Consider the following 20,329-nt stretch of genomic DNA (forward strand, 5'->3'; position numbering starts at 1 on the left):
TCAGCATGTCCAAAGCGGGACGGACTGCTGGTCTGATCGGGGCCGCGGTCGGAGTGCTGGCAGCGGGAGCTGCCGCCGGAGTCGCGGTCGAGCGCACTGTCATCGGCCGGCGGTCGGGTCAGCGCAAGCAGCTCGAGGCCGAGCCATTCGGGTCACAACGCGGTACGCCGCACATCTTCACCGCTGACGACGGCGTCGAGCTGTACGTCGAGGTGGACGAGCTGAAGCGCTCCCGGCGGCCTGCTCCGCCGCCGAAGCGCAGACTCGGCCTGACCGGGGCGGTGGGGCGGGGAAAGAATGAGCACAGCAAGCTGCCGCTGCCGCCCGAGGACCTGACCGTGATCTTCGCGCACGGTTACGGGCTGAACATGGACGCCTGGCACTTCGAGCGCCGCGACCTGGCCGGGATCGGCACGATGGTGTTCTACGACCAGCGTTCGCACGGCCGGTCCGGGCGGTCGCCGCGGTCGCACGTCAGCATCGAGCAGCTCGGTATGGATCTGTACGGGATCATCGAGCGGTTCGCGCCGACCGGTCCGGTGATCCTGATCGGTCACTCGATGGGCGGCATGACGATCATGGCGCTGGCCGAGCAGCACCCGGAGCTCTTCGGCGACCGGGTGATCGGCGTCGGCCTGTGCTCGACCAGCGCGGGCGGGCTGGACGGCGTACCGATCGTGTTCCCGGGAAAGCTCGGCATGCTCGCGCGGTCCCTCGCGACGCCGACGGTCGCCGCTCTGGCGCGGATCCCCGATGTGGTCGAGCGCAGCCGGAAGGCCGGCTCGGACATCAGCTACCTGCTGACCCGGAAGTACTCGTTCGGCTCCGAGGTGCCGCCGGCGTTCACCGAGTTCGTCAACGAGATGATCGCGGCGACGCCGATCGAGGTGATCGCGGAGTTCTACCCGATCTTCGCGTTGCACGACAAGTTCGACGCCCTCGAGCCGCTGCAGAAGGTCGAGTGCGTGGTGATCAGCGGCGACAAGGACCACCTGACCCCGTTCGCGCATGCCGAGGAGATCGTCCGCCGGGTGCCCGGCGCCGAGCTCGTCGAGGTGAAGAACTGCGGCCACCTGGGCCTGATCGAGCACCACCGTGAATTCACCGCAGCCCTCCTTGGGATGATCGAACGAGCCGAACAATCTTTAGGGGGTGTCTGATGGTTTCACGCCTACTGCGGGGCACTCGGCACGGCACCTCGCCGTGCGGGGGGCGAAGGCCACGATGAACCCCGCATCGAGACCTTCGCCCCCGCACGCCGATGCACCGCACCGAGCACCTCCTCGCTACGGCGCGAAACCATCAGACACCCCCTAGGACCTGTATGACCGACCTGCACGTCGTTGACGCCACAGCCGAACACGTCGACGACATCGTGACCGTGATCCATCACGCCTTCTCCGCTCGGCGGGTGCTCGACCCGCCGTCGACCGCGTTGTCCGAGAACGCGACCACCGTTGCCGCGGCCGTTGCCGAGCACGGCGGATTGCTGGTGCTGAGCGACGGCGCCCCGGTGGGGGCGATGCTGTTCGAGCAGACCGGCGACGTCCTCAACCTGCGCCGCGTCTCCGTCGACCCGCGCTCCCAGGCCCGCGGCGTCGCGTCGGCGATGGTCGGCTGCGCCGAGGAGGTCGCGGTACGGCGTGGGCTCAGCCGGGTGAACCTGATCGCGCGCGTCGAACTGCCGGACACCGTGGAGTTCTGGCGGCGCCGCGGGTACTCCGTGGTCGACCAGCAGGCGCACAACTTGATCTACGCGAAGGCGTTGCCTGTCGAGCTGACGGTTCCGACGGCCGAGGACATGCAGGCGATCGCTGAACAGCTGGCCGGTCAACTCCGCGCAGGCGATCTCCTGGTCCTGTCGGGCGACCTCGGCGCGGGCAAGACGACGTTCACCCAGGGACTCGGCGTCGGGCTGAAGGTCCGGGGAGCTGTGACGTCGCCGACCTTCGTCATCTCGCGGGTGCATCCGTCGTTGTCCGGCGGGCCTGCGTTGGTGCACGTTGACGCCTACCGGCTCGGTGGATTCGCCGAGTTGGACGACCTGGATCTGGACGCGAGCCTGGAGGATGCGGTCACGGTGGTCGAATGGGGCCACGGCATCGCGGAGCCGTTGGCGCAGGACCGCATCGAGATCGTGATCACCCGGGGCGACGACGACACCGACGAGACGCGGGCGTTGCGGATCACGCCGGTAGGTTCGCGCTGGGCGGCGTCCGGCGTACGGGTGTCTGTACTGGAGAAGAACTGACATGTTGCTTGCCTTTGACACCTCGAGCGCCGCAGTCACGGTCGCGCTGGCCACGCCGACGGGCGAGATCGTTGCCTCGTCGACGACCGTGGACGCGCTGCGCCATGGAGAGTTGCTTGCGCCCGCGATCGCGGCGGCGCTGGAATCCGCGGGCGTCACACCGCGCGACCTGACCGGCATTGCCGTAGGCGTCGGTCCGGGGCCGTTCACCGGGTTGCGGGTCGGACTGGTGACTGCACGGACGATGGGTGAGGTGCTCGGCATCGAGGTCTCCGGCGTCTGCAGCCTGGACATCCTCGCGCGGCAGTCGTCGTTGTCGTTGCCTGTCGCGGTCGCGACGGATGCGCGCCGCAAGGAAATCTACTGGGCTCTCTACGACGGCCCGGCCGCGGACGGCAGCCGTCGTCGGCTGGAGGGACCCGCGGTCGACAAACCCGCCGAGGTCGCGCACGTGCTGTCCGGTCTGCCGGTGATCGGTCGCGGAGCGGTGCTGTACGGCGACGTGCTGGGCGCGGCGGATGCCGACGCGGCGGAGTACCCGTCGGCCGACGTGCTTGCGACAGGCGTGGCGACCCGGACGCTCGAGGTTGTCGCTCCGGAGCCGCTGTACCTGCGCCGGCCGGACGTCACGATGTCTGCCGGGCCCAAGAGCGTGCTGTGAGACCTGCGATCAGAGCGGCTCGCGCGGACGATCAACCTGCGCTGGTCGCGTTGGACGAGCTGTGCTTCGGGCCGGAGGCCTGGAGTACGGTCGGCTGGTCGGACGAGTTCGAGCGGGTGTCCGAGGACCGGGTGATCCTGGTCGCGGACGAAGGCGCTGTCGTCGGGTACGTCGTGCTGTTGTTGCCGCCCGTGGTCGAGGACGTGGTCGAGGTACTGCGGATCGCGGTTGCCCCGGACGAGCGGCGGACCGGAATCGGCGGACAGCTGATGACGGCGGCCCTGGAGCGTTGTGCGGGCCGGACGGTTCTACTGGAAGTTGCCTTGAGCAATGAATCGGCGCGGGGCCTGTACGCGGGTTTCGGGTTCGAGGAGATCAGCCGGCGGCGTGGGTACTACGGTGACGGCGAGGATGCGGTGATCATGCGGTGGAGGATCGATGAGTGAGCCCCTGATCCTGGGGATCGAGACGTCGTGCGACGAGACCGGTGTCGGGATCGTGCGCGGGCAGACGCTGCTCGCCGACGCGATCGCGTCGAGTGTCGAGGAGCACGCCCGGTTCGGCGGCGTCGTACCGGAGGTGGCCAGTCGTGCGCATCTCGAGGCGATGGTGCCGACGATCCGGCGTGCGTGCGAGACGGCCGGCATCAAGCCGACCGACGTCGACGCAGTCGCAGTGACCAGCGGCCCTGGGCTCGCCGGCGCTCTGCTGGTCGGTGTCGCCGCCGCCAAGGGTCTGGCGCTGTCGCTCGACAAGCCGCTGTACGGCGTGAACCACCTAGCGGCCCATGTCGCTGTCGACACGTTGGAGCACGGTGACCTGCCGAAAGGCTGTGTCGCGATGCTGGTGTCCGGTGGGCACTCGTCGTTGCTGTCGGTCGAGGACATCACCGACGGGGTCGAGCCGATGGGCAGCACGATCGACGACGCGGCGGGTGAGGCGTTCGACAAGGTCGCGCGGGTGCTCGGGCTGCCGTTCCCCGGTGGCCCGTACATCGACAAGGCGGCGCGCGACGGCGGGGACCGGTTGTACGTGACCTTTCCGCGCGGGCTGACGTCGCAGCGCGATCTCGAGCGGCACCGGTTCGATTTCTCGTTCTCCGGTTTGAAGACCGCGGTCGCGCGCTGGGTCGAGGCGCGGCGGCGGGACGGTGAGGACGTACCGGTGAACCATGTCGCGGCGGCCTTCCAGGAGGCGGTCTGCGACGTCCTGACCCGCAAGGCCATCGACGCGTGCAAGGACCGCGGCTTCGAGCACCTGCTGATCGGCGGCGGCGTCGCGGCGAACTCACGACTCCGCTCGATGGCAGAGGAGCGCGCGTCCGCGGCGGGCATCGCCGTACGGGTGCCGCGGCCGGGGCTGTGCACCGACAATGGCGCGATGGTCGCCGCGCTGGGCTCGGAGCTCGTCCGGGCCGGGAGGGCGCCGTCGCCGCTGGATCTTCCGGCTGACTCGTCGATGCCGATCACGGAGGTGCTGAACAAGTGAAGTGGACCGGGGCGGACGGCTTCGAGGCGGACGACGACGCGGAGCGCATCGACGCCGGCGTGGTGCAAGGCTTCCTGAGTACGTCGTACTGGGCGGCCGGGATCCCGCGCGAGATCGTGGAGAAGGCGATCGCGGGCTCCCTCAACCTCGGCGTGTACGACGCGGACGGAGCGATGGTCGCGTACGCGCGCATGGTGACGGACCGGGCCACCTTCGCGTGGCTGGCTGATGTGTTCGTTCTGGAGTCGCACCGCGGGCACGGTCTGGGACGGTTCGTCGTGTCGACCTTGCTCGACCATCCGGAGCTGAAGGGCCTGCGGCAGGTGCTGTTGGCGACCGCCGACGCGCATGAGCTCTACCGTTCGTACGGCTTCACCGAGACCCCGCCCGGGCGGATGATGTCCATCCGTCAGGACCCGACCGAGCTGTACGCGCAGCCGTGAGGAGTCCGGGTGTCGATCTCGTCCGGCACCCGGCTGGGGCGACCGATCTCGTGCTGCTCGCGCACGGCGGGCAGGAACATTCACAGGCCGACCCGAACCTGTGGCGGCCCGCGCTGCTGCGGATGTGGCCCTTCGCGTCGGTCGCGAGTTCGGTCGCACGGGACGCCGGCGTGGGGTTCCTGAGGTACCGCTACCGGGGCTGGAACGACGGCGGCGATGCTGCTCTCGATCTGCGGTCCGTCCTGGACGAGCTGCCGCCGGTGATCTCGAGGGTGTTGCTGATCGGGCATTCCATGGGTGGGCGTGCGGTGGTCGCCGCCGGCGATCATCCGCGGGTCGCGGGCGTGCTCGCGTTGGCCCCCTGGCTGCCGGGCGGCGAACCGCTCGTCGCGGTTCGGGTGCCTGTCACGTTCGTCCACGGCACCGACGACACGGTCACCGATCCGGCCGGTACGACGGCGTACGCCGAGCGGCTACGAGCCGCGGGGGCGACGGTGACGACGTATTCGCTCGTGGGTGAAGGGCATGCGATGCTGCGGCGCCCGAAGGACTGGAATCGCTTGGTGGCCGACTTCGTCAGGCAGACGCCGACCGAGGGTGGCAGCGAACAGCTGCCGGCGGTCGACGCCCAGGTGGCGTCGGCGATCGGCGGCATTGCGCTGGCGCGGCTCCTGTTGCCGGTGAAGGAACGGTTCCGCGTGGCGCGATAGGTCGCACCCGGCGTGATGGCACCCAGCGTTGTTGCACCCAGTGTGGTTGCAGAGGCCCGGGGGTGACGCGCACCGCTTGCTCCCCAGGCGAACGGTCAGCGGCCAACCGGTTCTCACGTCAGCCTCCCCCACCCAGGTGAATCACTGTTGAACTGGCCGTATTCGTTAGTGGCGGGCCTCCGGGTGAGTGCAGCAGCAGACGCAGCACCTCGCCCGCCGGCTTGTCACCCGGAGACCCGCTCGCGAGATCGATCATATGTTCGAATATGCGTCAGACGCAAGTGCCGTCCGGGAGTTGTTCCGACGACGGCCGCGAACGCCGCGATGAAGCCGCTCGGGTTCGCCCAGCCGCAGGCATGCGCGACGTACGTCGTGTCGTGGCCGTCCGCGAGCAGGACGAGGGCGTGGTAGATCCGCAGCTGCGTGCGCCACTCGTAGTACGTCATGCCGAGTTCGTCGCGGAACAGGCGGCTGAGGGTCCGGGCGCCGGCGCCGGCCCGGCGTCCCAGTTCGGCGAGTGAGGTGTTGTCCGCCGGGTTCTCGCGGAGATGCTGAGCGATCGTGCGCAGGCGGTCGTCGCGCGGTTCCGGTAGTTGCAGCGGTTGTTCGGTCGCTTCGTGAAGCTCGTCGACGAGGACCCGCTGGAGGCGGGCGCGGGCGGCGTCGTCGAGCCGGCGGCTGGTGAGGGCGAGCAGCACCTCGCGGGCGAGTCCGGATGCGAGGAATACGGCGGGGCGATCCGGGATGCGCCGGGCCAGCGCGGCAGGCAGGAACACGATGCGCATGTCGGTCTCGCCGTGCGCGCGGTGCTGGTGCGTGGATCCGGCCGGCGTCCACGCGACACGGTTGGCGGGAACGATCGACGTACCCCGATCGGTGTGCACGGACAGTACGCCGCGTGCGGCGTACACCAGATGGCCTTCTTCGTGCGTTTGCACCGAGCTGGTGCCGCCGGAGGCCCATTCGTGCGCGCCCGCGGACGGAAAGAGTTCCGAACGGAGCGGTTGGCCGTCATCGGGCATAGCTGAGGATTCTATCGGCTGTCGGCCAGTCTGCGGCAGGAGTACGCGACCGCGTCCCGGCCGATCCGGGTGATGATCAGCGTCGCCGACGCGGAGCCCTTCGGCGCAAGCTTCTTCCGTAGCTGGGCCGGGTCGAGGTCCACGCCGCGTTTCTTGATCTCCAGCGTCCCGATGTCCTGGCTGCGAACCCACGAGCGCAGCGCTTTCTCCTTGTAGGGCAGCTCTTCCACCACCTCGTACGCCGAGGCGAGCGGAGTCGCGACGTGCTTCGCTGCAGTGACGTAGGCGATGCGCGGATCCAGCAGCCAGCCGTCGACCGCAGCGGCGACAGCGGTGACCAGACCGGCTCGAACGACTGCACCATCGGGCTCGTAGATGTACTGACCGACCGGACCAACCTCAGCGTCCGGTGCGTCAGTGACGGTCGCCTCGCTCGGCAGCAGAGTCGCCCGTCGCGGGGTGCTGCCGGAGAGCCGGCCGGACCACAGTGCGGCCTCCTTGACCTCACCGGAGTCGCTGATCCACTCCGCCTCAACGCCGGCAGGGATCGCGTCGTGCGGAATGCCGGGCGCCACCTTCACGCAGGCGGTGCGCTGCAGCAGCTCCAGCACGAACGTCCATGGCGGCGCGTAGGCGTTGTGGTCGAACACCCGTCGCCCGTCCGCCCGTCGAGCCGGGTCCGCGAACACCACGTCGTACGGCGTGAGGTCGGTCGACTCGGCTTCACCTACGAGTACCTCACCGGCGAGGTCGAGGGCGGCCAGGTTGGCACGGGCGGTGGCTGCGGTCTCGGGGTCGCGCTCGACACCAGTCACCCGGAGGCCGGCGCGGGCGGCGCTGATGAGGTCGCCGCCGATCCCACAGCCCAGGTCCACCATGCTGGCGCCAGGCATGGTGGCTGCGAGGCGTGCGGCGCGATGGGCGCCGACTGTGGTCCGGGTGGCCTGCTCCAGGCCGTCCGGGGTGAAGTACATGCGCTCAGCGTCCGGACCGAACTTGGCGACCGCCCGGTGCCGCAGTGCGGCCTGCGTGACGGCAGCAGTCACGAGCGTCGCGTCGTACCGGCGTCGGAGCTTCTCGACCAACTGCAGCTCACGACCAGGCTTGTACTCCGCACACGCCGCCGCGAGCACCTCGGCGCCCGGCCCGTCGAGCAACGCCGTCACTGTCACCCGCGCAACTCTAGAGCGGGCTGGAACAGCTCCTGCTCCAGCTTCGCGTTGCCATCGAGTAGAGGCGCCAGTTCATCGCCGAGCGCGTCTTGGGGCCGTAGATGCCGTCGACGACCAGGTGGTGCTTGCGCTGGACCGTCTTGATCGCCGCGCGGGTATTACTGCCGTAGATACCGTCCACGGCCAGCTTGGTGCCGTAGCAGAAGTTCAGGTTGCGCTGGAGAACCTGGATGGCGGTGTCCGGATCGCCGTACCGGTTGGAGCCGCGGTACGGGTCGTCGCCGTACATGAGGTTGCAGGTGGTGCTCGTGCTGGCGTAGATCGACGGCATCGGGACGCCCCAGCTGCGGTTGACCGGGACGAGCCGGGCGGACCGGCACTGCGGCAGAGCGGCAGCCGCCTTGAGCTCGGCCGCGGTGGCGTCGTGGGAGATGTTCTGGTCGGCGGAGGCCTTCGGCGCCGGAGCGGCCGCGGGTGCGGCGGCGGCCGGCGACTCGTGCTTCGACGCGTTGGCGGCAACGGCGCCGATCGCGACCGCGGCGACGGCGGCCAGGAGTGCGATCGTCCGGGGGGACAGCTTGGGCAGTGCCGGCACTCTGAACGCCATGGCTCCTCCTCGCACCCGTTCTGACGCAACGGTCCCACGAACGCCCGGTCCTTGACCACAGTCTGTGTCCGGGCGCCTACCCGGCCACCGATTGCCTCAGGGTGAGAATCCTTTGGCACTCGAGTTGACCGAGTGCTAATCGCGGCCTAGATTCGGTGTTGGCACTCTCTGTGTGAGGGTGCCAGCGGTCCGGCCCTTGACCCCCGCGACGGCAGGGGAGCGCGACCACCATGAACCAGACAAGCAAATCGACCGTGGAGGTCAGCAAGTGTCGGTCACGATCAAGCCGCTCGAGGACCGTGTCCTCGTCGCGCCGCTCGAAGCCGAGCAGACCACGAAGTCCGGCCTGGTGATCCCGGACACCGCCAAGGAGAAGCCGCAGGAGGGCGAGATCCTCGCCGTCGGCCCGGGCCGGATCGACGACAACGGCAACCGCGTCCCGCTGGACGTCAACGTCGGCGACAAGGTCATCTACTCCAAGTACGGCGGCACCGAGGTCAAGTACGACGGCCAGGACTACCTGATCCTGGGCGCCCGCGACATCCTCGCAGTCGTCAGCAAGTGACGGCCGCTCGCTGTTCCTGACTGACACCGCCCTGGTGCCCTCCGGCGCCGGGGCGGAGTCGGTTCGGACCCGACCGGGGCGGTGGGGCGGGTTCGCCGACCGCACAGCGATGGTCTGTGCCTGCAACGATCTAGCGATTTCAGAGAGGGACTGGATTTTTCATGCCGAAGATCCTCGAGTTCGACGAGAACGCCCGGCGCGCGCTGGAGCGCGGCGTCGACAAGCTCGCGAACACGGTGAAGGTGACGCTGGGCCCGAAGGGCCGCTACGTCGTCCTGGACAAGAAGTGGGGCGCCCCGACCATCACCAACGACGGTGTCACCGTCGCCCGTGAGGTCGAGCTGGACGACCCGTTCGAGAACCTTGGTGCGCAGCTGACCAAGGAGGTCGCCACCAAGACCAACGACATCGCCGGTGACGGCACCACCACCGCGACGGTGCTGGCGCAGGCACTGGTGCACGAGGGCCTGCGGGCGGTCGCCGCCGGCGTCAACCCGATGGGCCTCAAGCGCGGTATCGAGGCGGCCGTCGAGGCCGTGTCGGCCAAGCTGATCGAGACCGCGCGACCGGTCGACGACAAGGGCGACATGGCCCACGTTGCCACCATCTCCGCCCGTGACGCCGAGATCGGCGCACTGATCGCGGACGCGTTCGACAAGGTCGGCAAGGACGGTGTGATCACCGTCGAGGAGTCGAACACCTTCGGGACCGAGCTCGAGTTCACCGAGGGCATGCAGTTCGACAAGGGCTACATCTCGCCGTACTTCATCACCGACGCCGAGGCCGGCGAAGCGGTGCTGGAGGACCCGTACATCCTGATCCACCAGGGCAAGATCTCCGCGATCGCGGACCTGCTGCCGCTGCTGGAGAAGGTCGTGCAGTCCGGCAAGACGCTGCTGATCATCGCCGAGGACGTCGAGGCCGAGGCGCTGTCCACCCTGGTGGTGAACAAGATCCGCGGCAACTTCACCTCGGTCGCCGTCAAGGCGCCGGGCTTCGGTGACCGCCGCAAGGCGATGCTGGAGGACCTGGCCGCGCTCACCGGCGCGCAGGTCGTGGCCCCGGAGGTCGGCCTCAAGCTCGACCAGGTCGGTCTGGAGGTGCTCGGTACGGCGCGCCGCATCGTGGTCACCAAGGACAACACGACCGTCGTCGAGGGTGCCGGCAAGGCCGAGGACATCGAGGGCCGGGTCAACCAGATCAAGTCCGAGATCGAGCGCACCGACTCCGACTGGGACCGCGAGAAGCTGCAGGAGCGGCTGGCCAAGCTGGCCGGCGGCGTCTGCGTGATCAAGGTCGGCGCGGCCACCGAGGTCGAGCTGAAGGAGAAGAAGCACCGGATCGAGGACGCGGTCTCCGCGACCCGGGCGGCGATCGAGGAGGGCATCGTCGCCGGTGGCGGCTCCGCTCTCGTCCACGCGGCCGCGGTGCTGGACAACGGCCTGGACCTGGAGGGCGACGAGCTCGCCGGCGTCCGGATCGTCCGCAAGGCGATCGTCGAGCCGCTGCGCTGGATCGCCGAGAACGGTGGCTACGAGGGCTACGTCGTGACCGCCAAGGTCGCCGACCTGGAGCTCGGTAGCGGCTTCAACGCGGCCACCGGCGAGTACGGCGACCTGCTGGCCCAGGGCGTGCTGGACCCGGTCAAGGTGACCCGGTCCGCGCTCGCCAACGCCGGCTCGATCGCCGCACTGCTGCTGACCACCGAGACGCTGGTGGTCGACAAGCCCGAGGAAGAGGAGCCCGCGGCGGCCGGTCACGGTCACGGCCACGGTCACTGATTCCTCGCAGTACACAACGCAGTACCCAGCACCGCCCGGCAGGTCATCTGCCGGGCGGTGCTTTTATGTGGCCTGTGCTGATCCGAGAACGTCGTGACGAAGACCTGCCTGTGTGTGTCGACATCCTCCGAGTTGTCCACGAGCAAGCCGGGTACCCGATCAACTGGCCGGCGGATCCGGCACGCTGGTTGTCACCGGAGAGCGCTCTTGGTTGCTGGGTGGCGGTAGTCGACGATCGCGTCGCCGGGCATGTGGTGCTGACAGCGGTGCGTGATCACGCCGAGGTGGAGCGGCTGTTCGTCGATCCGGGGGCAACAGGCCAGGGGATCGGCCGCGCGCTCCTGCAGCACTGTGTCACCACTGCAGCCGCCCTCGCCCGTGATCTCTCGCTCGAGGTGGTCGACAACCGCGGCGCCGCCGTACACCTCTATCGACGGGCAGGCTGGCTGGAGACCGGCCGTACGCCGATCGACTGGGGCGGCGAGCATGCCTCTGAACTCATCCGCTTCACCGCCCCGTGAGAGGTTCTGACCATGGGTGGTCCACGGGAGCGGTATCGCGCCCAGGTGCGCGACGAGGTCAAGCAGCACGCCTGGGCGCAGATCGCCGAGGCAGGTGTCTCCGCCCTGTCACTGAACGCGATCGCCAAGCAGATGGGCGTCAGCGGTCCGGCTCTCTACCGGTACTTCGCCGGCCGTGACGACCTCATCACCGCGCTGATCCGCGACGCGTACCGCAGCCTGGCCGACACGGTCAGCTCGGCGTACGACGGTGGCGCGGACGTGATCGGGCTCGCCCGGGTGATCCGCACGTGGGCGCTCGCCGACCCGCAGCGGTACCTGCTGATCTACGGGACGCCCGTTCCCGGCTATCACCCACCTGACGACACCACGGCGATCTCCGACGAGATCACGACCGTGCTGGTCGAGGCCATCGGCCGATCGGACCGCGCAGTCTCGTTTCGGACCCGGTTACATGGCGTAGTGTCACTTGAACTGGCAGGGCATTTCGCCGGGATGGACGCAGACCCGGCCGCGCTGCTCGACAGCGAGATCGGTGAACTCGCCAGTAGTGACAGATCGTGATCAAGTGGCCGGTTGTGACCACGAATTGCCACTAGGCAAGAAGAGTTGAGCGCCGTACCATCTTTCAGGCTGAACCGGTCTGAACACGAGGGGGCGAGGGGTGACAGAGGTCCGAGTACCTGACACCCACGACCGGGTCGAGCTTAGGGATCTTGCCGCGCTGGCCGGCGACGGGGACCGAACAGCTCTCAACGACCTGCTCACCAGAGTGCGCGCTGTGGCGCACCGATACGTACGGTCCCGTCTGTGGACCTATCCCGGCGGCGCCGACATGGTCGACGACGTCGCACAAGAGGTTTGTGTCGCGGTCTTCGGCGCGCTGAGCCGGTACCGCGACGAGGGGCGGCCTTTCGAGGCTTTCGTCTACGGCATCGCGGCCCGCAAGGTCGCCGATGCCCAGCGTGCGTTCGCGGTCGCCGACGTCTCGACGCCGGATCTGCCGGACGGCGCGGACGAGTCACCGACGCCGGAGGAGCGCGCGGTCCGGCAATCAGAGGTCCAGCACATCATGGGGCTGCTGGACAAGTTGCCGGAGAAGCTGCGGGAGATTCTGCGGCTCCGGGTGGTAGCGGGGATGTCAGCCGAGGAGACCGGCCGGGCACTGGGGATGACACCGGGGGCGGTGAGGGTCGCACAGCATCGGGCGTTGAACACGCTCAGGGGGTTTGTGGGGCATGAAGCACAGCTGGAACGAGGAAGAGCAGGGGAGGAGCATCATGGCTGACCGTTTTGATCTGGACGCGATCGAGGCCGATGACGCGCTGCTCGATCTGCTCGCCGCCGGTGGGGAGTCCGCCCGTGCGGCGGGCGAGCACGACGCGGCCGTTCAGCTTCTGGCCGGTCTACGGCTGGCGGTTGAGGTCGAGGACGAGCTCCCGGTGGAGACCATCGACGATCCGGAGAGCTTCCTGGCGCGTTGCGCCGCGCTCAACCCGATCACCGACCCGTTCGCCCGCAAGATGGCGACGCGCGGTCTGGCGCTCGGGGTGGCGGCGGTCGCCGCATTGTCGGTCTCCGGGGTGGCGGCAGCCGTGAACGGCGACCCGCTGTCGCCGTACGAGAAGGTCATCGAGAAGATGGTCGACGCGGTCCGTCCGCAGACCAGCTTCCCGAAGGAAGACCTCGACGGTCTGCCGGTGATGGACAAGACCAAGATCGTCAAGGTGGGCAAGGACTACAAGAAGGCCCAGGCCGAGCGCTCCACGCAGGCAGCCGGCAAGGACGGCTCGCTCGTCGCCCTCGATCCGAACTCCTTCGAGATCAAGACGACGCCGTCGGCGGTGGTGTCGGAGAAGCCGATGGCGACCCTGGACAAGCCGACGATCCCGCCCCCGACGTCGACGAAGACGGACGATCCGGACAACGTCAACAAGCCGACGGACACGAAGACGGATCCGCCGACCGACACCACCGGTGGCGACGGCACGGACGGCACGACGACCACGCCGACTCCGCCTCCCACGACGCCGACGGACACGCCGACCAGTACGCCGACCGACCCGCCGTCGACGCCGACCGACACCGCGACGACGACGCCGCCGGCGAACGACACCGGTCCGGGCGACAACACGGCGGCCGGCGACCCGACAGGTGCGCCGACCAGCACGCCGACCGGAGACACCGGCCAGACCGATGGCACTGATGGCTCCGGGACGCAGGGGACCGGTTCGAGCGACACCGGTGGCTCGGACACGTCCACGCCGGGCGGCGACGAGAAGCCGAGCGGCGAGGTCACCCAGGTTCCGGACGCCACGGATCCGGCCGGACTTGTCGGGGACATCCTGAGCTCGGTCCTGCCGACGCCGACCGGCGAGCCGGTCACGATCGAGAGCGCGCAGCAGTTCTTCGGCGAGTCGCAGGTGGTAGACAAGCCGCCGACGGTGACGAAGAAGACCGCGTCGGCCAAGAAGGCGGCGGGAAAGCACGCGAGCGGGACGGTGGCCACGGGTTCGGTCCGCAAGGCCTACCCGAAGGGCAAGCACTCGACCGGTCAGTACCCCGAGGGCAAGCACGCGGCGATCGAGCGTACCCACGGGTCCACCGCCGACGCGGACGTCCTGGCGATCCTGCAGGTCGTCAACGCGCCGATCAACAAGTAGCCGACCACCCGCTCCGCCCGCCGCGCAGCCGCGGCGGGCGGAGTGCTGTGGACGGCCGATTCGGGGGTCGGCGGGCGCGCGGATAGGATGGGGTCCCGTTCTCGCCGTGTAAAGGTGCTCGTTTTCCCCATGGACATCACACCCGCTGGAGTTCCCGACAAGTTCGCCGTCCTCGGCCTCACCTTCGACGACGTCTTGCTGCAGCCGAACGAGTCCGACGTCATCCCGTCCGAGGCGGTCACCCGGTCCCGGGTGAGCCGCAACGTCTGGGTGAACATCCCGCTGGTGTCGAGCGCGATGGACACCGTCACCGAGGCCCGGATGGCGATCGCGATGGCCCGCCAGGGCGGTCTCGGCGTCCTCCACCGCAATCTCTCGATCGAGGACCAGTCCCAGCAGGTCGACCTGGTCAAGCGCTCCGAGTCCGGCATGATCGCCCAACCGATCACGATCGGTCCGGACGCCAGCATCGGCGAGGCCGACGCGCTCTGCGGGCAGTACCGGATCTCCGGTGTCCCCGTCGTCGACGACGCCGGGGTGCTGGTCGGCATCGTGACGAACCGCGACATGCGCTTCGAGAACGATCTGTCCCGCCCAGTGCGCGAGGTGATGACCAAGCAGCCGCTGATCACCGGCAAGCAGGGCATCTCGGCCGACGACGCGATGGCGCTGCTCAGCAAGCACAAGGTCGAGAAGCTGCCGCTGGTCGACGACGCCGGCAAGCTGACCGGCCTGATCACGCTCAAGGACTTCGTCAAGCGGGACAAGTTCCCGCTGTCCACCAAGGACGCCAGCGGCCGGCTGATGGTCGGCGCCGCGATCGGCTTCTTCGGCGAGGCGTACAAGCGGGCCATGTCGCTGGTCGAGGCCGGTGTGGACGTGCTTGTCGTCGACACCGCGCACGGTCACTCCCAGGCGCAGCTCGAGATCATCCGCAAGCTCAAGGCCGACCCGGCGACCCGCGGCGTGGACATCGTCGGCGGCAACGTCGGCACCCGCGAGGGCGCCCAGGCGCTGGTCGACGCCGGCGCCGACGGTGTGAAGGTCGGCGTCGGCCCGGGCTCCATCTGTACGACGCGGGTCGTGTCCGGCGTCGGCGTGCCGCAGGTCACCGCGATCTACGAGGCGTCGCTGGCCTGCAAGCCGGCCGGGGTCCCGGTCATCGGCGACGGCGGCCTGCAGTACTCCGGTGACATCGCCAAGGCGCTCGTCGCCGGTGCGGACACGGTCATGCTGGGCTCGCTGCTGGCCGGCTGCGAGGAGTCGCCGGGCGACCTGGTGTTCATCAACGGCAAGCAGTTCAAGGCGTACCGCGGGATGGGTTCGCTCGGCGCGATGCAGTCCGGCGGACTGCGCAAGTCGTACTCGAAGGACCGCTACTTCCAGCACGACGGCGGCTCCGACGAGAAGCTGATCGCCGAGGGCGTCGAGGGCCAGGTGCCGTACCGGGGCCCGCTGTCAGCGGTCGCGCACCAGCTGATCGGCGGCCTGCGCCAGTCGATGTGGTACACCGGCGCCCGCACCGTCCCGGAGCTCCAGGACAAGGGCCGCTTCGTCCGCATCACCTCCGCCGGCCTCCAGGAGTCCCACCCGCACGACATCCAGATGACGGTCGAGGCCCCGAACTACTCCGGCCGCTGACACCGCCTGCAACCCGTTAGGACACCAGATGACCGAGATCGAGATCGGCCGCGCCAAGCGTGGGCGGCAGGCGTACGCGTTCGACGACATCGCGATCGTGCCGTCGCGCCGGACGCGGGACCCCGAGGAGGTCTCGGTCGCCTGGCAGATCGACGCGTACCGGTTCGAGCTGCCGATCCTGGCCGCGCCGATGGACTCGGTCATGTCGCCGGCCACCGCGATCGCGATCGGCAAGGCCGGCGGCCTCGGCGTACTGAACCTCGAAGGTCTCTGGACGCGGTACGAGGACCCGACCAGCCTGCTCGAGGAGATCACGAGCCTCGATCAGAAGCAGGCCACGCACCGGCTGCAGGAGATCTACGCGGCGCCGATCAAGCCCGAGCTGCTCTCCCAGCGGGTGCAGGAAATCCGCGACTCCGGCGTGACCGTGGCCGGTGCGTTGTCGCCGCAGCGGACCAAGCAGTTCGCCAAGCACGTCGTGGACGCGGGCGTCGACCTGTTCGTCATCCGCGGTACGACGGTGTCCGCCGAGCACGTGTCCGGGCAGGCGGAGCCGCTCAACCTCAAGCAGTTCATCTACGACCTCGACGTGCCGGTGATCGTCGGCGGTTGCGCCACGCACCAGGCTGCGTTGCACCTGATGCGGACCGGTGCGGCCGGCGTGCTCGTCGGGTTCGGCGGTGGCGCGGCGCACACGACGCGCAAGGTGCTCGGCGTTGCGGTGCCGATGGCGTCGGCGGTCGCTGACGTGGCGGCGGCGCGGCGGGACTACATGGACGAGTCCGGCGGGCGGTACGTGCATGTCATCGCGGACGGCTCGGTCGGGCGGTCCGGCGACGTGGCGAAGGCGATCGCCTGCGGTGCGGACGCGGTGATGGTCGGTTCGCCGCTGGCGCGGGCCAGCGATGCCCCGGGTGGCGGATACCACTGGGGCGCCGAAGCCTGGCACCAGGACCTCCCGCGCGGTGAGCGGGTCGAGGTCGGCGTCACCGGCACGATGGAGCAGATCCTGTTCGGCCCGTCGTGGGTGCCGGACGGCACGATGAACCTGGTCGGCGCCCTCAAGCGCGCGATGGCGACCACCGGCTACACGGAGCTCAAGGAGTTCCAGCGGGTCGAGGTCGTCGTAGGTTGAGGACCGGCGTACTGCTCCTGCACGGTTCGAGTGGTACGCCGGACGTCCAGCGCGCCCGCCTGCTCGAGGCGGAGGGGTACGACGTACTCGCCCCGCGGTGGACCGTCACGCACGAGGTGCCGCTGGAGTCGTTCCCTCTGGATGAATTGGCGGCCCGCAACGACCGGCTGGTCGTGATGGGCAGCTCGTGGGGTGCCGAGGCTGCACTGCTGCTGGGCGCGCTCGACGAGCGGGTGGACATGGTGGTCGCGTTCGCCCCGAGCGCCTACGTCTGGGGCCGGGTCCTCGAGGACGGAACGCAACGGTCGGCGTGGACCTGGCAGGGTGAGCCGTTGCCGTTCGTCCCGTTCGACCAGGATTGGAAGGCAGAGGACGATCCGCCGAGCTTCACCGGTCTGTACCGCCGAAGTCTGCTCAGTGCGGCGGAAGAGGCACGGATCCCGGTCGAGCGCATCGGCGACGTACTGCTGATCGCCGGCGGCGATGACAAGGTGTGGCCGGCGGTGGAGTTCGCGGAGGAGATAGTCCGTCGGCGCGGTGAGCGTCCGACCCGTCTCCTGATCGGGCCGGAGGCGGGTCATCGGCCGGTACTGCCCGGTGAGGAGCCGAAGTCGGCCGGTCAGCGGATGGCGCGCGGCGGCACCGAGGCGGCCGATCGCGAGCTCGGCGCGCGAGCCTGGGACGAGATCCGCAATCTGCTCGCAGGGTGAGCGAAATGCTACGAGTCCCCACAGCTTGGAGGGTTCTGGAAGGATTGCGGCATGGGACTTTTCAGCCGACGGAGCAGCCAGGACACGGACAATGTTGCCCTCGCCGCAGCGCGGGGCCGATTGTCTCCCGATGACGTGGATCAGGTGCGCTTCCTGATCACGACGAAGAAGGCGGTGCACGCGGTCAAGCTGATCCACGATCGCACCGGACTGGACCTCAAACAGTCCAAGGAGCTGGTCGACGACATCCGCCTCGGCCGCTACGTGCCGCCGACCACCGGCACGCCGCTCGTCCGGCGCCCGGGGACGAACCTGGCCGAACGCACCCGCGCCCTCAAGGCCGCGGGTGAGCTGCACCAGGCCACCGCCCTGGTTGTCTCCGAAACCGGCATGACCGACGAAGAGGCCGGCCTGTTCGTCGGCGCCCTCCGCGCCGACGCCCAGGACTAACCCTTCACGTACGACAGCTTCTCGGCGATCTTCCCGTCGCGCAGCCGCAGTACGTCGACCCCGCGGATGTGCCCACGATCGCCGGAAGCATCCCGCCACGAGTACCGCCACCGCACGACGGCCCGCTCACCGAGCACCACCGTCTCCTCGGTCTCGAAGTGCGGATCGTCGGTGTCGGCGAACAACCGCGCCCACTCCGCCCGTACTGCGTCAGCGCCTTCCAGGCGGGTGCCGTCCGGGGCCGGCGAGGTGGACTCGAACACGATGTCGTCGGCGACCAGCGACATCGCCTTGTCCAGATCTCCCGCGTCGAACGCGCTCCCGAACCGTTCGATCACCTCGAACGCCGGGGTCCACCGCGGATCACGGCCGAAGGCTGCCAGCAGTTCGTCGGCCGGAGCCGTGAAGCCTTCCAGGTGCGCACCGACCACGCCCGCCGACCGGTAGATCTGCTCGCGCTCGGCGAACCACGGCGTGATCTCGTCGACCAGGTCCGCGTCGAGACGCGGGCGAGCGCCGATCGCCACCGCCAGGTCCCAGCCGTGGATCAGGTGATCGGCGGCGAGTTGGTGCAGATACTCCTGCGGATCCTCGTCGCCGTACGACAGGTGCACCTTGTCGATCGGCAGCCCTGCGGCAACCTCGGCCTCCCGGGCCGCGGACGACGCCGCGCCGGCCGGATCCTTCCCTAGCAGGTCGCCGTCCAACGAGTCCCCGACGTCGGCGATCGTCCTGCCCTCCATCAGCGGTACCGCCCAGCGCTCCTCGCCGACCACGTGGTTCACCAGTGCCCGGACGTCCCAGTCCGAGCACGGCGTCGGCTCCGTCCACTGGTTGTCCGCGACGTCCGCGACCAGCTCCGCGAAATTCCTGACCGTGCGGTTGTGCAGCTCTACGACATCCATCACCCGCACCCCCTCCCAAGCGTCAGCGTCCGCCTGCGCGGGGGCCGGGTCAATTACCCCAGGGTTACCTAGCGGCCGAGCTGGAGTTGCTGGGCGGCCTCATGGGCGTGGTGGGACGCAGTCAGGTCGCCGGCGGCCGCGAGCAGGTCGCCGTGGTGCCGGTAGCAGGAACCGGCGAGATCCTTCATGGTCGCGTTGTCGTCGGTGAACGGGATCAGCGCGGTCGCGACCTCCGCGCACCAGCCGCCCAGGTCGAGCGCCATCTCGGTCCGGCCAGCCTGGTAGTACGCCTCCGAGATGTCGAGCAGGAGCTGCGCCCAGATCGGCACGTACGTGCTGGTCTCGTACCGCATCCGGTGCGACTCACGCTCCGACGAGATCGCGAACAGGTAGTGCGCCTCCAGCCCCAGCGTCAATCCGGCTTCGGCGTCCTGCATCAGCAACGGCCGAACCAGCTCGGCCAATTCGGTCGCACGGACGGCGGCGGACTCCGGGTCGGTCCGGCCCGACACCGTCGCCAGCGTCATCCCGGGCGCGGGCTCACTCAACGCAAGCAGCCGGTGGTACTGCTCGAACGGCCCGAGCTTGATCTCCGCGTTCTCCAGCGCCGCGACCAGCGTCAGCGGCAGCCCACGGTCCAGCTCCTCGACCACCCGAACGGCTGTCTCGCCGTCGGTGTCGTACGCCGTACGCAGGCACGCCTCGCCCTCGAGCCGGCCGACGATGCCGAGGTGCTTGCCCTTCCTGACCAGGGCGGCGACCAGCGTGCGCATGTCGGTCGCCGAGTCCGAGTCGGCGAGCGTGTCGGCCGTCGTCAGCCCGATCTCGTCCGCCTCGAGCGCGAGGTCCAGCCGCCCTTCTGCCGCGTGAACGTCGGCCGACACCGCGGTCGCCGTACACAGGTAGCGCGCGTACGACAGGGACTGCGGGCTCTCGTTGATCTGGTCCGCGAGCTGCAGGAACAACTGGGTCGCCGCGTCCGCCGAGGCAACCGCCAGCGCCGGGTCGCCGTACCGTCGCAGGATCAGGGCGTTCATGGCGAGCACCCGGGCGAAGTCCGGCTGGTGCTTGAGCCCGTCCGCACCGCCGACCAGCTGGCCGTAGGCGATCACCGCGCCGTCCATCTCCAGTACGGCGGTGGCGCCGTGACCGCGATGCGCCTGCGTCATCGCGCGCCGGGCGCGGATGTCGGCGAGGAAGCTGGTGGCATCGAGTACTCCGGCATCCTGCAGCTCGGTGTAGCCGAGTTGGGCCTCGTGCAGCGCGGCCAGCGCCTCTTCGTGCCGGCCCGATGCGTTCAGTGAGCCGGCCAGCTCGTACTGGGTCGCGGCCATCAGGTGCTTGGCCTCGTAGTGGTTCGGAGACCCTTCGGCCCGCTCCCTGGCCAGCTCGATGACCCGCTGCTGGTACGGCCCGGCCTCGTCGGCGCGCCCCTCCTCGATCAGCACCTGGGCTGTCTGCAGCGCCTCGCCGAGCTCGTCCTCAGGAGGCGTCCAGAGCCCCCCGCTGTCCACCATCTTGACGTTCCACCCCTTCGCAGGTTCCAGAGGGTGAGCTTAATGGGGATCTGATACTGACACTGTCGATTACTGGCAGGTAGCCTA

At 69.2% G+C, this 20,329-nt stretch carries 22 protein-coding genes; 17 read left to right on the forward strand and 5 right to left on the reverse strand.

Annotated features, from left to right (window positions below; translation table 11 throughout):
- Positions 1 to 5 precede the first annotated feature (5 nt).
- From EV653_RS28870 to EV653_RS28900, 7 genes are all read left to right on the forward strand, one after another.
- Positions 6 to 1,160 carry an alpha/beta fold hydrolase gene (locus EV653_RS28870; RefSeq protein WP_134107287.1) on the forward strand — a complete coding sequence of 385 codons (1,155 nt, stop codon included), beginning with the start codon at positions 6 to 8 and terminating at the stop codon, positions 1,158 to 1,160.
- Positions 1,161 to 1,324: 164 nt separating this feature from the next.
- The gene (gene tsaE, locus EV653_RS28875; protein ID WP_134107289.1) at positions 1,325 to 2,251 is read left to right on the forward strand and encodes a tRNA (adenosine(37)-N6)-threonylcarbamoyltransferase complex ATPase subunit type 1 TsaE; all 927 of its coding nucleotides are present in this window, start codon (positions 1,325 to 1,327) and stop codon (positions 2,249 to 2,251) included.
- 1 nt (position 2,252) lies between these two features.
- Positions 2,253 to 2,912 carry a tRNA (adenosine(37)-N6)-threonylcarbamoyltransferase complex dimerization subunit type 1 TsaB gene (gene tsaB / locus EV653_RS28880; protein WP_134107291.1) on the forward strand — a complete coding sequence of 220 codons (660 nt, stop codon included), beginning with the start codon at positions 2,253 to 2,255 and terminating at the stop codon, positions 2,910 to 2,912.
- A complete protein-coding gene (locus EV653_RS28885) occupies positions 2,909 to 3,358 on the forward strand; it encodes a GNAT family N-acetyltransferase (protein WP_134107293.1) in 450 nt (149 codons plus the stop codon). Before tsaB ends, EV653_RS28885 begins: the two co-directional genes overlap by 4 nt.
- Positions 3,351 to 4,400, forward strand: coding sequence for a tRNA (adenosine(37)-N6)-threonylcarbamoyltransferase complex transferase subunit TsaD (gene tsaD, locus EV653_RS28890; RefSeq protein WP_134107295.1), 1,050 nt, complete (start codon positions 3,351 to 3,353; stop codon positions 4,398 to 4,400). The genes EV653_RS28885 and tsaD overlap by 8 nt, the downstream gene beginning before the upstream one ends.
- Positions 4,397 to 4,843, forward strand: a complete 447-nt coding sequence (locus EV653_RS28895) for a GNAT family N-acetyltransferase (RefSeq protein WP_134107297.1) — start codon at positions 4,397 to 4,399, stop codon at positions 4,841 to 4,843. The genes tsaD and EV653_RS28895 overlap by 4 nt, the downstream gene beginning before the upstream one ends.
- Positions 4,840 to 5,553 (forward strand): alpha/beta hydrolase family protein, encoded by a 714-nt coding sequence (locus tag EV653_RS28900; RefSeq protein WP_134107299.1) that lies wholly within the window; start codon positions 4,840 to 4,842, stop codon positions 5,551 to 5,553. The genes EV653_RS28895 and EV653_RS28900 overlap by 4 nt, the downstream gene beginning before the upstream one ends.
- 224 nt (positions 5,554 to 5,777) lie before the next feature.
- On the opposite strand, the gene EV653_RS28905 is transcribed toward EV653_RS28900, so the two are convergent.
- From EV653_RS28905 to EV653_RS28915, 3 genes are read right to left on the reverse strand one after another with little or no spacing between them, the layout of a single operon-like run.
- The gene (locus EV653_RS28905; protein ID WP_134107301.1) at positions 5,778 to 6,575 is read right to left on the reverse strand and encodes an AraC family transcriptional regulator; all 798 of its coding nucleotides are present in this window, start codon (positions 6,573 to 6,575) and stop codon (positions 5,778 to 5,780) included.
- Positions 6,576 to 6,586: 11 nt separating this feature from the next.
- Positions 6,587 to 7,747 (reverse strand): class I SAM-dependent methyltransferase, encoded by a 1,161-nt coding sequence (locus EV653_RS28910; RefSeq protein WP_134107303.1) that lies wholly within the window; start codon positions 7,745 to 7,747, stop codon positions 6,587 to 6,589.
- 10 nt (positions 7,748 to 7,757) lie between these two features.
- Complete coding sequence (locus EV653_RS28915) at positions 7,758 to 8,354, reverse strand: peptidoglycan-binding domain-containing protein (protein ID WP_134107305.1); 597 nt, start codon at positions 8,352 to 8,354, stop codon at positions 7,758 to 7,760.
- Positions 8,355 to 8,622: 268 nt separating this feature from the next.
- Here EV653_RS28915 and groES point away from each other — a divergent pair, with 268 nt between their 5' ends.
- From groES to EV653_RS28965, 10 genes are all read left to right on the forward strand, one after another.
- On the forward strand, positions 8,623 to 8,919 hold the full coding sequence (gene groES / locus EV653_RS28920) for a co-chaperone GroES (RefSeq protein WP_134107307.1): 297 nt from the start codon (positions 8,623 to 8,625) through the stop codon (positions 8,917 to 8,919).
- A gap of 161 nt (positions 8,920 to 9,080) precedes the next feature.
- The gene (groL, locus tag EV653_RS28925) at positions 9,081 to 10,700 is read left to right on the forward strand and encodes a chaperonin GroEL (RefSeq protein ID WP_134107309.1); all 1,620 of its coding nucleotides are present in this window, start codon (positions 9,081 to 9,083) and stop codon (positions 10,698 to 10,700) included.
- 65 nt (positions 10,701 to 10,765) lie between these two features.
- On the forward strand, positions 10,766 to 11,221 hold the full coding sequence (locus EV653_RS28930) for a GNAT family N-acetyltransferase (RefSeq protein ID WP_370358805.1): 456 nt from the start codon (positions 10,766 to 10,768) through the stop codon (positions 11,219 to 11,221).
- A gap of 12 nt (positions 11,222 to 11,233) precedes the next feature.
- Entirely contained in the window at positions 11,234 to 11,785 is a 552-nt protein-coding gene (locus EV653_RS28935; protein WP_134107311.1) for a TetR/AcrR family transcriptional regulator, read from the forward strand.
- Positions 11,786 to 11,885: 100 nt separating this feature from the next.
- Complete coding sequence (gene shbA / locus EV653_RS28940; protein WP_134107313.1) at positions 11,886 to 12,509, forward strand: RNA polymerase sigma factor ShbA; 624 nt, start codon at positions 11,886 to 11,888, stop codon at positions 12,507 to 12,509.
- On the forward strand, positions 12,502 to 13,884 hold the full coding sequence (locus EV653_RS28945; protein ID WP_134107315.1) for a hypothetical protein: 1,383 nt from the start codon (positions 12,502 to 12,504) through the stop codon (positions 13,882 to 13,884). Before shbA ends, EV653_RS28945 begins: the two co-directional genes overlap by 8 nt.
- A gap of 129 nt (positions 13,885 to 14,013) precedes the next feature.
- On the forward strand, positions 14,014 to 15,525 hold the full coding sequence (guaB, locus tag EV653_RS28950; RefSeq protein WP_134107319.1) for an IMP dehydrogenase: 1,512 nt from the start codon (positions 14,014 to 14,016) through the stop codon (positions 15,523 to 15,525).
- A gap of 28 nt (positions 15,526 to 15,553) precedes the next feature.
- Positions 15,554 to 16,660 (forward strand): GuaB3 family IMP dehydrogenase-related protein, encoded by a 1,107-nt coding sequence (locus tag EV653_RS28955; RefSeq protein WP_134107321.1) that lies wholly within the window; start codon positions 15,554 to 15,556, stop codon positions 16,658 to 16,660.
- Positions 16,657 to 17,370: an alpha/beta fold hydrolase gene (locus EV653_RS28960; protein WP_134107323.1), complete on the forward strand. Its 714-nt coding sequence runs from the start codon at positions 16,657 to 16,659 to the stop codon at positions 17,368 to 17,370. The genes EV653_RS28955 and EV653_RS28960 overlap by 4 nt, the downstream gene beginning before the upstream one ends.
- A gap of 51 nt (positions 17,371 to 17,421) precedes the next feature.
- Entirely contained in the window at positions 17,422 to 17,820 is a 399-nt protein-coding gene (locus EV653_RS28965) for a hypothetical protein (RefSeq protein WP_134107325.1), read from the forward strand.
- Here EV653_RS28965 and EV653_RS28970 read toward each other — a convergent pair.
- Positions 17,817 to 18,725 (reverse strand): TIGR03086 family metal-binding protein, encoded by a 909-nt coding sequence (locus EV653_RS28970; RefSeq protein WP_134107327.1) that lies wholly within the window; start codon positions 18,723 to 18,725, stop codon positions 17,817 to 17,819. The two genes, EV653_RS28965 and EV653_RS28970, sit on opposite strands and share 4 nt — an antisense overlap.
- 68 nt (positions 18,726 to 18,793) lie before the next feature.
- The gene (locus EV653_RS28975) at positions 18,794 to 20,242 is read right to left on the reverse strand and encodes a hypothetical protein (protein WP_134107329.1); all 1,449 of its coding nucleotides are present in this window, start codon (positions 20,240 to 20,242) and stop codon (positions 18,794 to 18,796) included.
- Between the last annotated feature and the right edge of the window lie 87 nt (positions 20,243 to 20,329).

Source organism: Kribbella pratensis (assembly GCF_004365355.1).
Lineage (GTDB): Bacteria > Actinomycetota > Actinomycetes > Propionibacteriales > Kribbellaceae > Kribbella.

Excerpts from the sequence above, each read along its gene's own strand:
- EV653_RS28870 (WP_134107287.1), top strand. The coding sequence starts at position 6 with ATGTCCAAAGCGGGACGGACTGCTGGTCTGATCGGGGCCGCGGTCGGA.
- tsaE (WP_134107289.1), top strand. The coding sequence starts at position 1,325 with ATGACCGACCTGCACGTCGTTGACGCCACAGCCGAACACGTCGACGAC.
- tsaB (WP_134107291.1), top strand. The coding sequence starts at position 2,253 with ATGTTGCTTGCCTTTGACACCTCGAGCGCCGCAGTCACGGTCGCGCTG.
- tsaD (WP_134107295.1), top strand. The coding sequence starts at position 3,351 with ATGAGTGAGCCCCTGATCCTGGGGATCGAGACGTCGTGCGACGAGACC.
- EV653_RS28905 (WP_134107301.1), bottom strand. The coding sequence starts at position 6,575 with ATGCCCGATGACGGCCAACCGCTCCGTTCGGAACTCTTTCCGTCCGCG.
- EV653_RS28915 (WP_134107305.1), bottom strand. The coding sequence starts at position 8,354 with ATGGCGTTCAGAGTGCCGGCACTGCCCAAGCTGTCCCCCCGGACGATC.
- groL (WP_134107309.1), top strand. The coding sequence starts at position 9,081 with ATGCCGAAGATCCTCGAGTTCGACGAGAACGCCCGGCGCGCGCTGGAG.
- EV653_RS28930 (WP_370358805.1), top strand. The coding sequence starts at position 10,766 with ATGTGGCCTGTGCTGATCCGAGAACGTCGTGACGAAGACCTGCCTGTG.
- EV653_RS28935 (WP_134107311.1), top strand. The coding sequence starts at position 11,234 with ATGGGTGGTCCACGGGAGCGGTATCGCGCCCAGGTGCGCGACGAGGTC.
- EV653_RS28945 (WP_134107315.1), top strand. The coding sequence starts at position 12,502 with ATGGCTGACCGTTTTGATCTGGACGCGATCGAGGCCGATGACGCGCTG.
- guaB (WP_134107319.1), top strand. The coding sequence starts at position 14,014 with ATGGACATCACACCCGCTGGAGTTCCCGACAAGTTCGCCGTCCTCGGC.
- EV653_RS28955 (WP_134107321.1), top strand. The coding sequence starts at position 15,554 with ATGACCGAGATCGAGATCGGCCGCGCCAAGCGTGGGCGGCAGGCGTAC.
- EV653_RS28965 (WP_134107325.1), top strand. The coding sequence starts at position 17,422 with ATGGGACTTTTCAGCCGACGGAGCAGCCAGGACACGGACAATGTTGCC.
- EV653_RS28970 (WP_134107327.1), bottom strand. The coding sequence starts at position 18,725 with ATGGATGTCGTAGAGCTGCACAACCGCACGGTCAGGAATTTCGCGGAG.
- EV653_RS28975 (WP_134107329.1), bottom strand. The coding sequence starts at position 20,242 with ATGGTGGACAGCGGGGGGCTCTGGACGCCTCCTGAGGACGAGCTCGGC.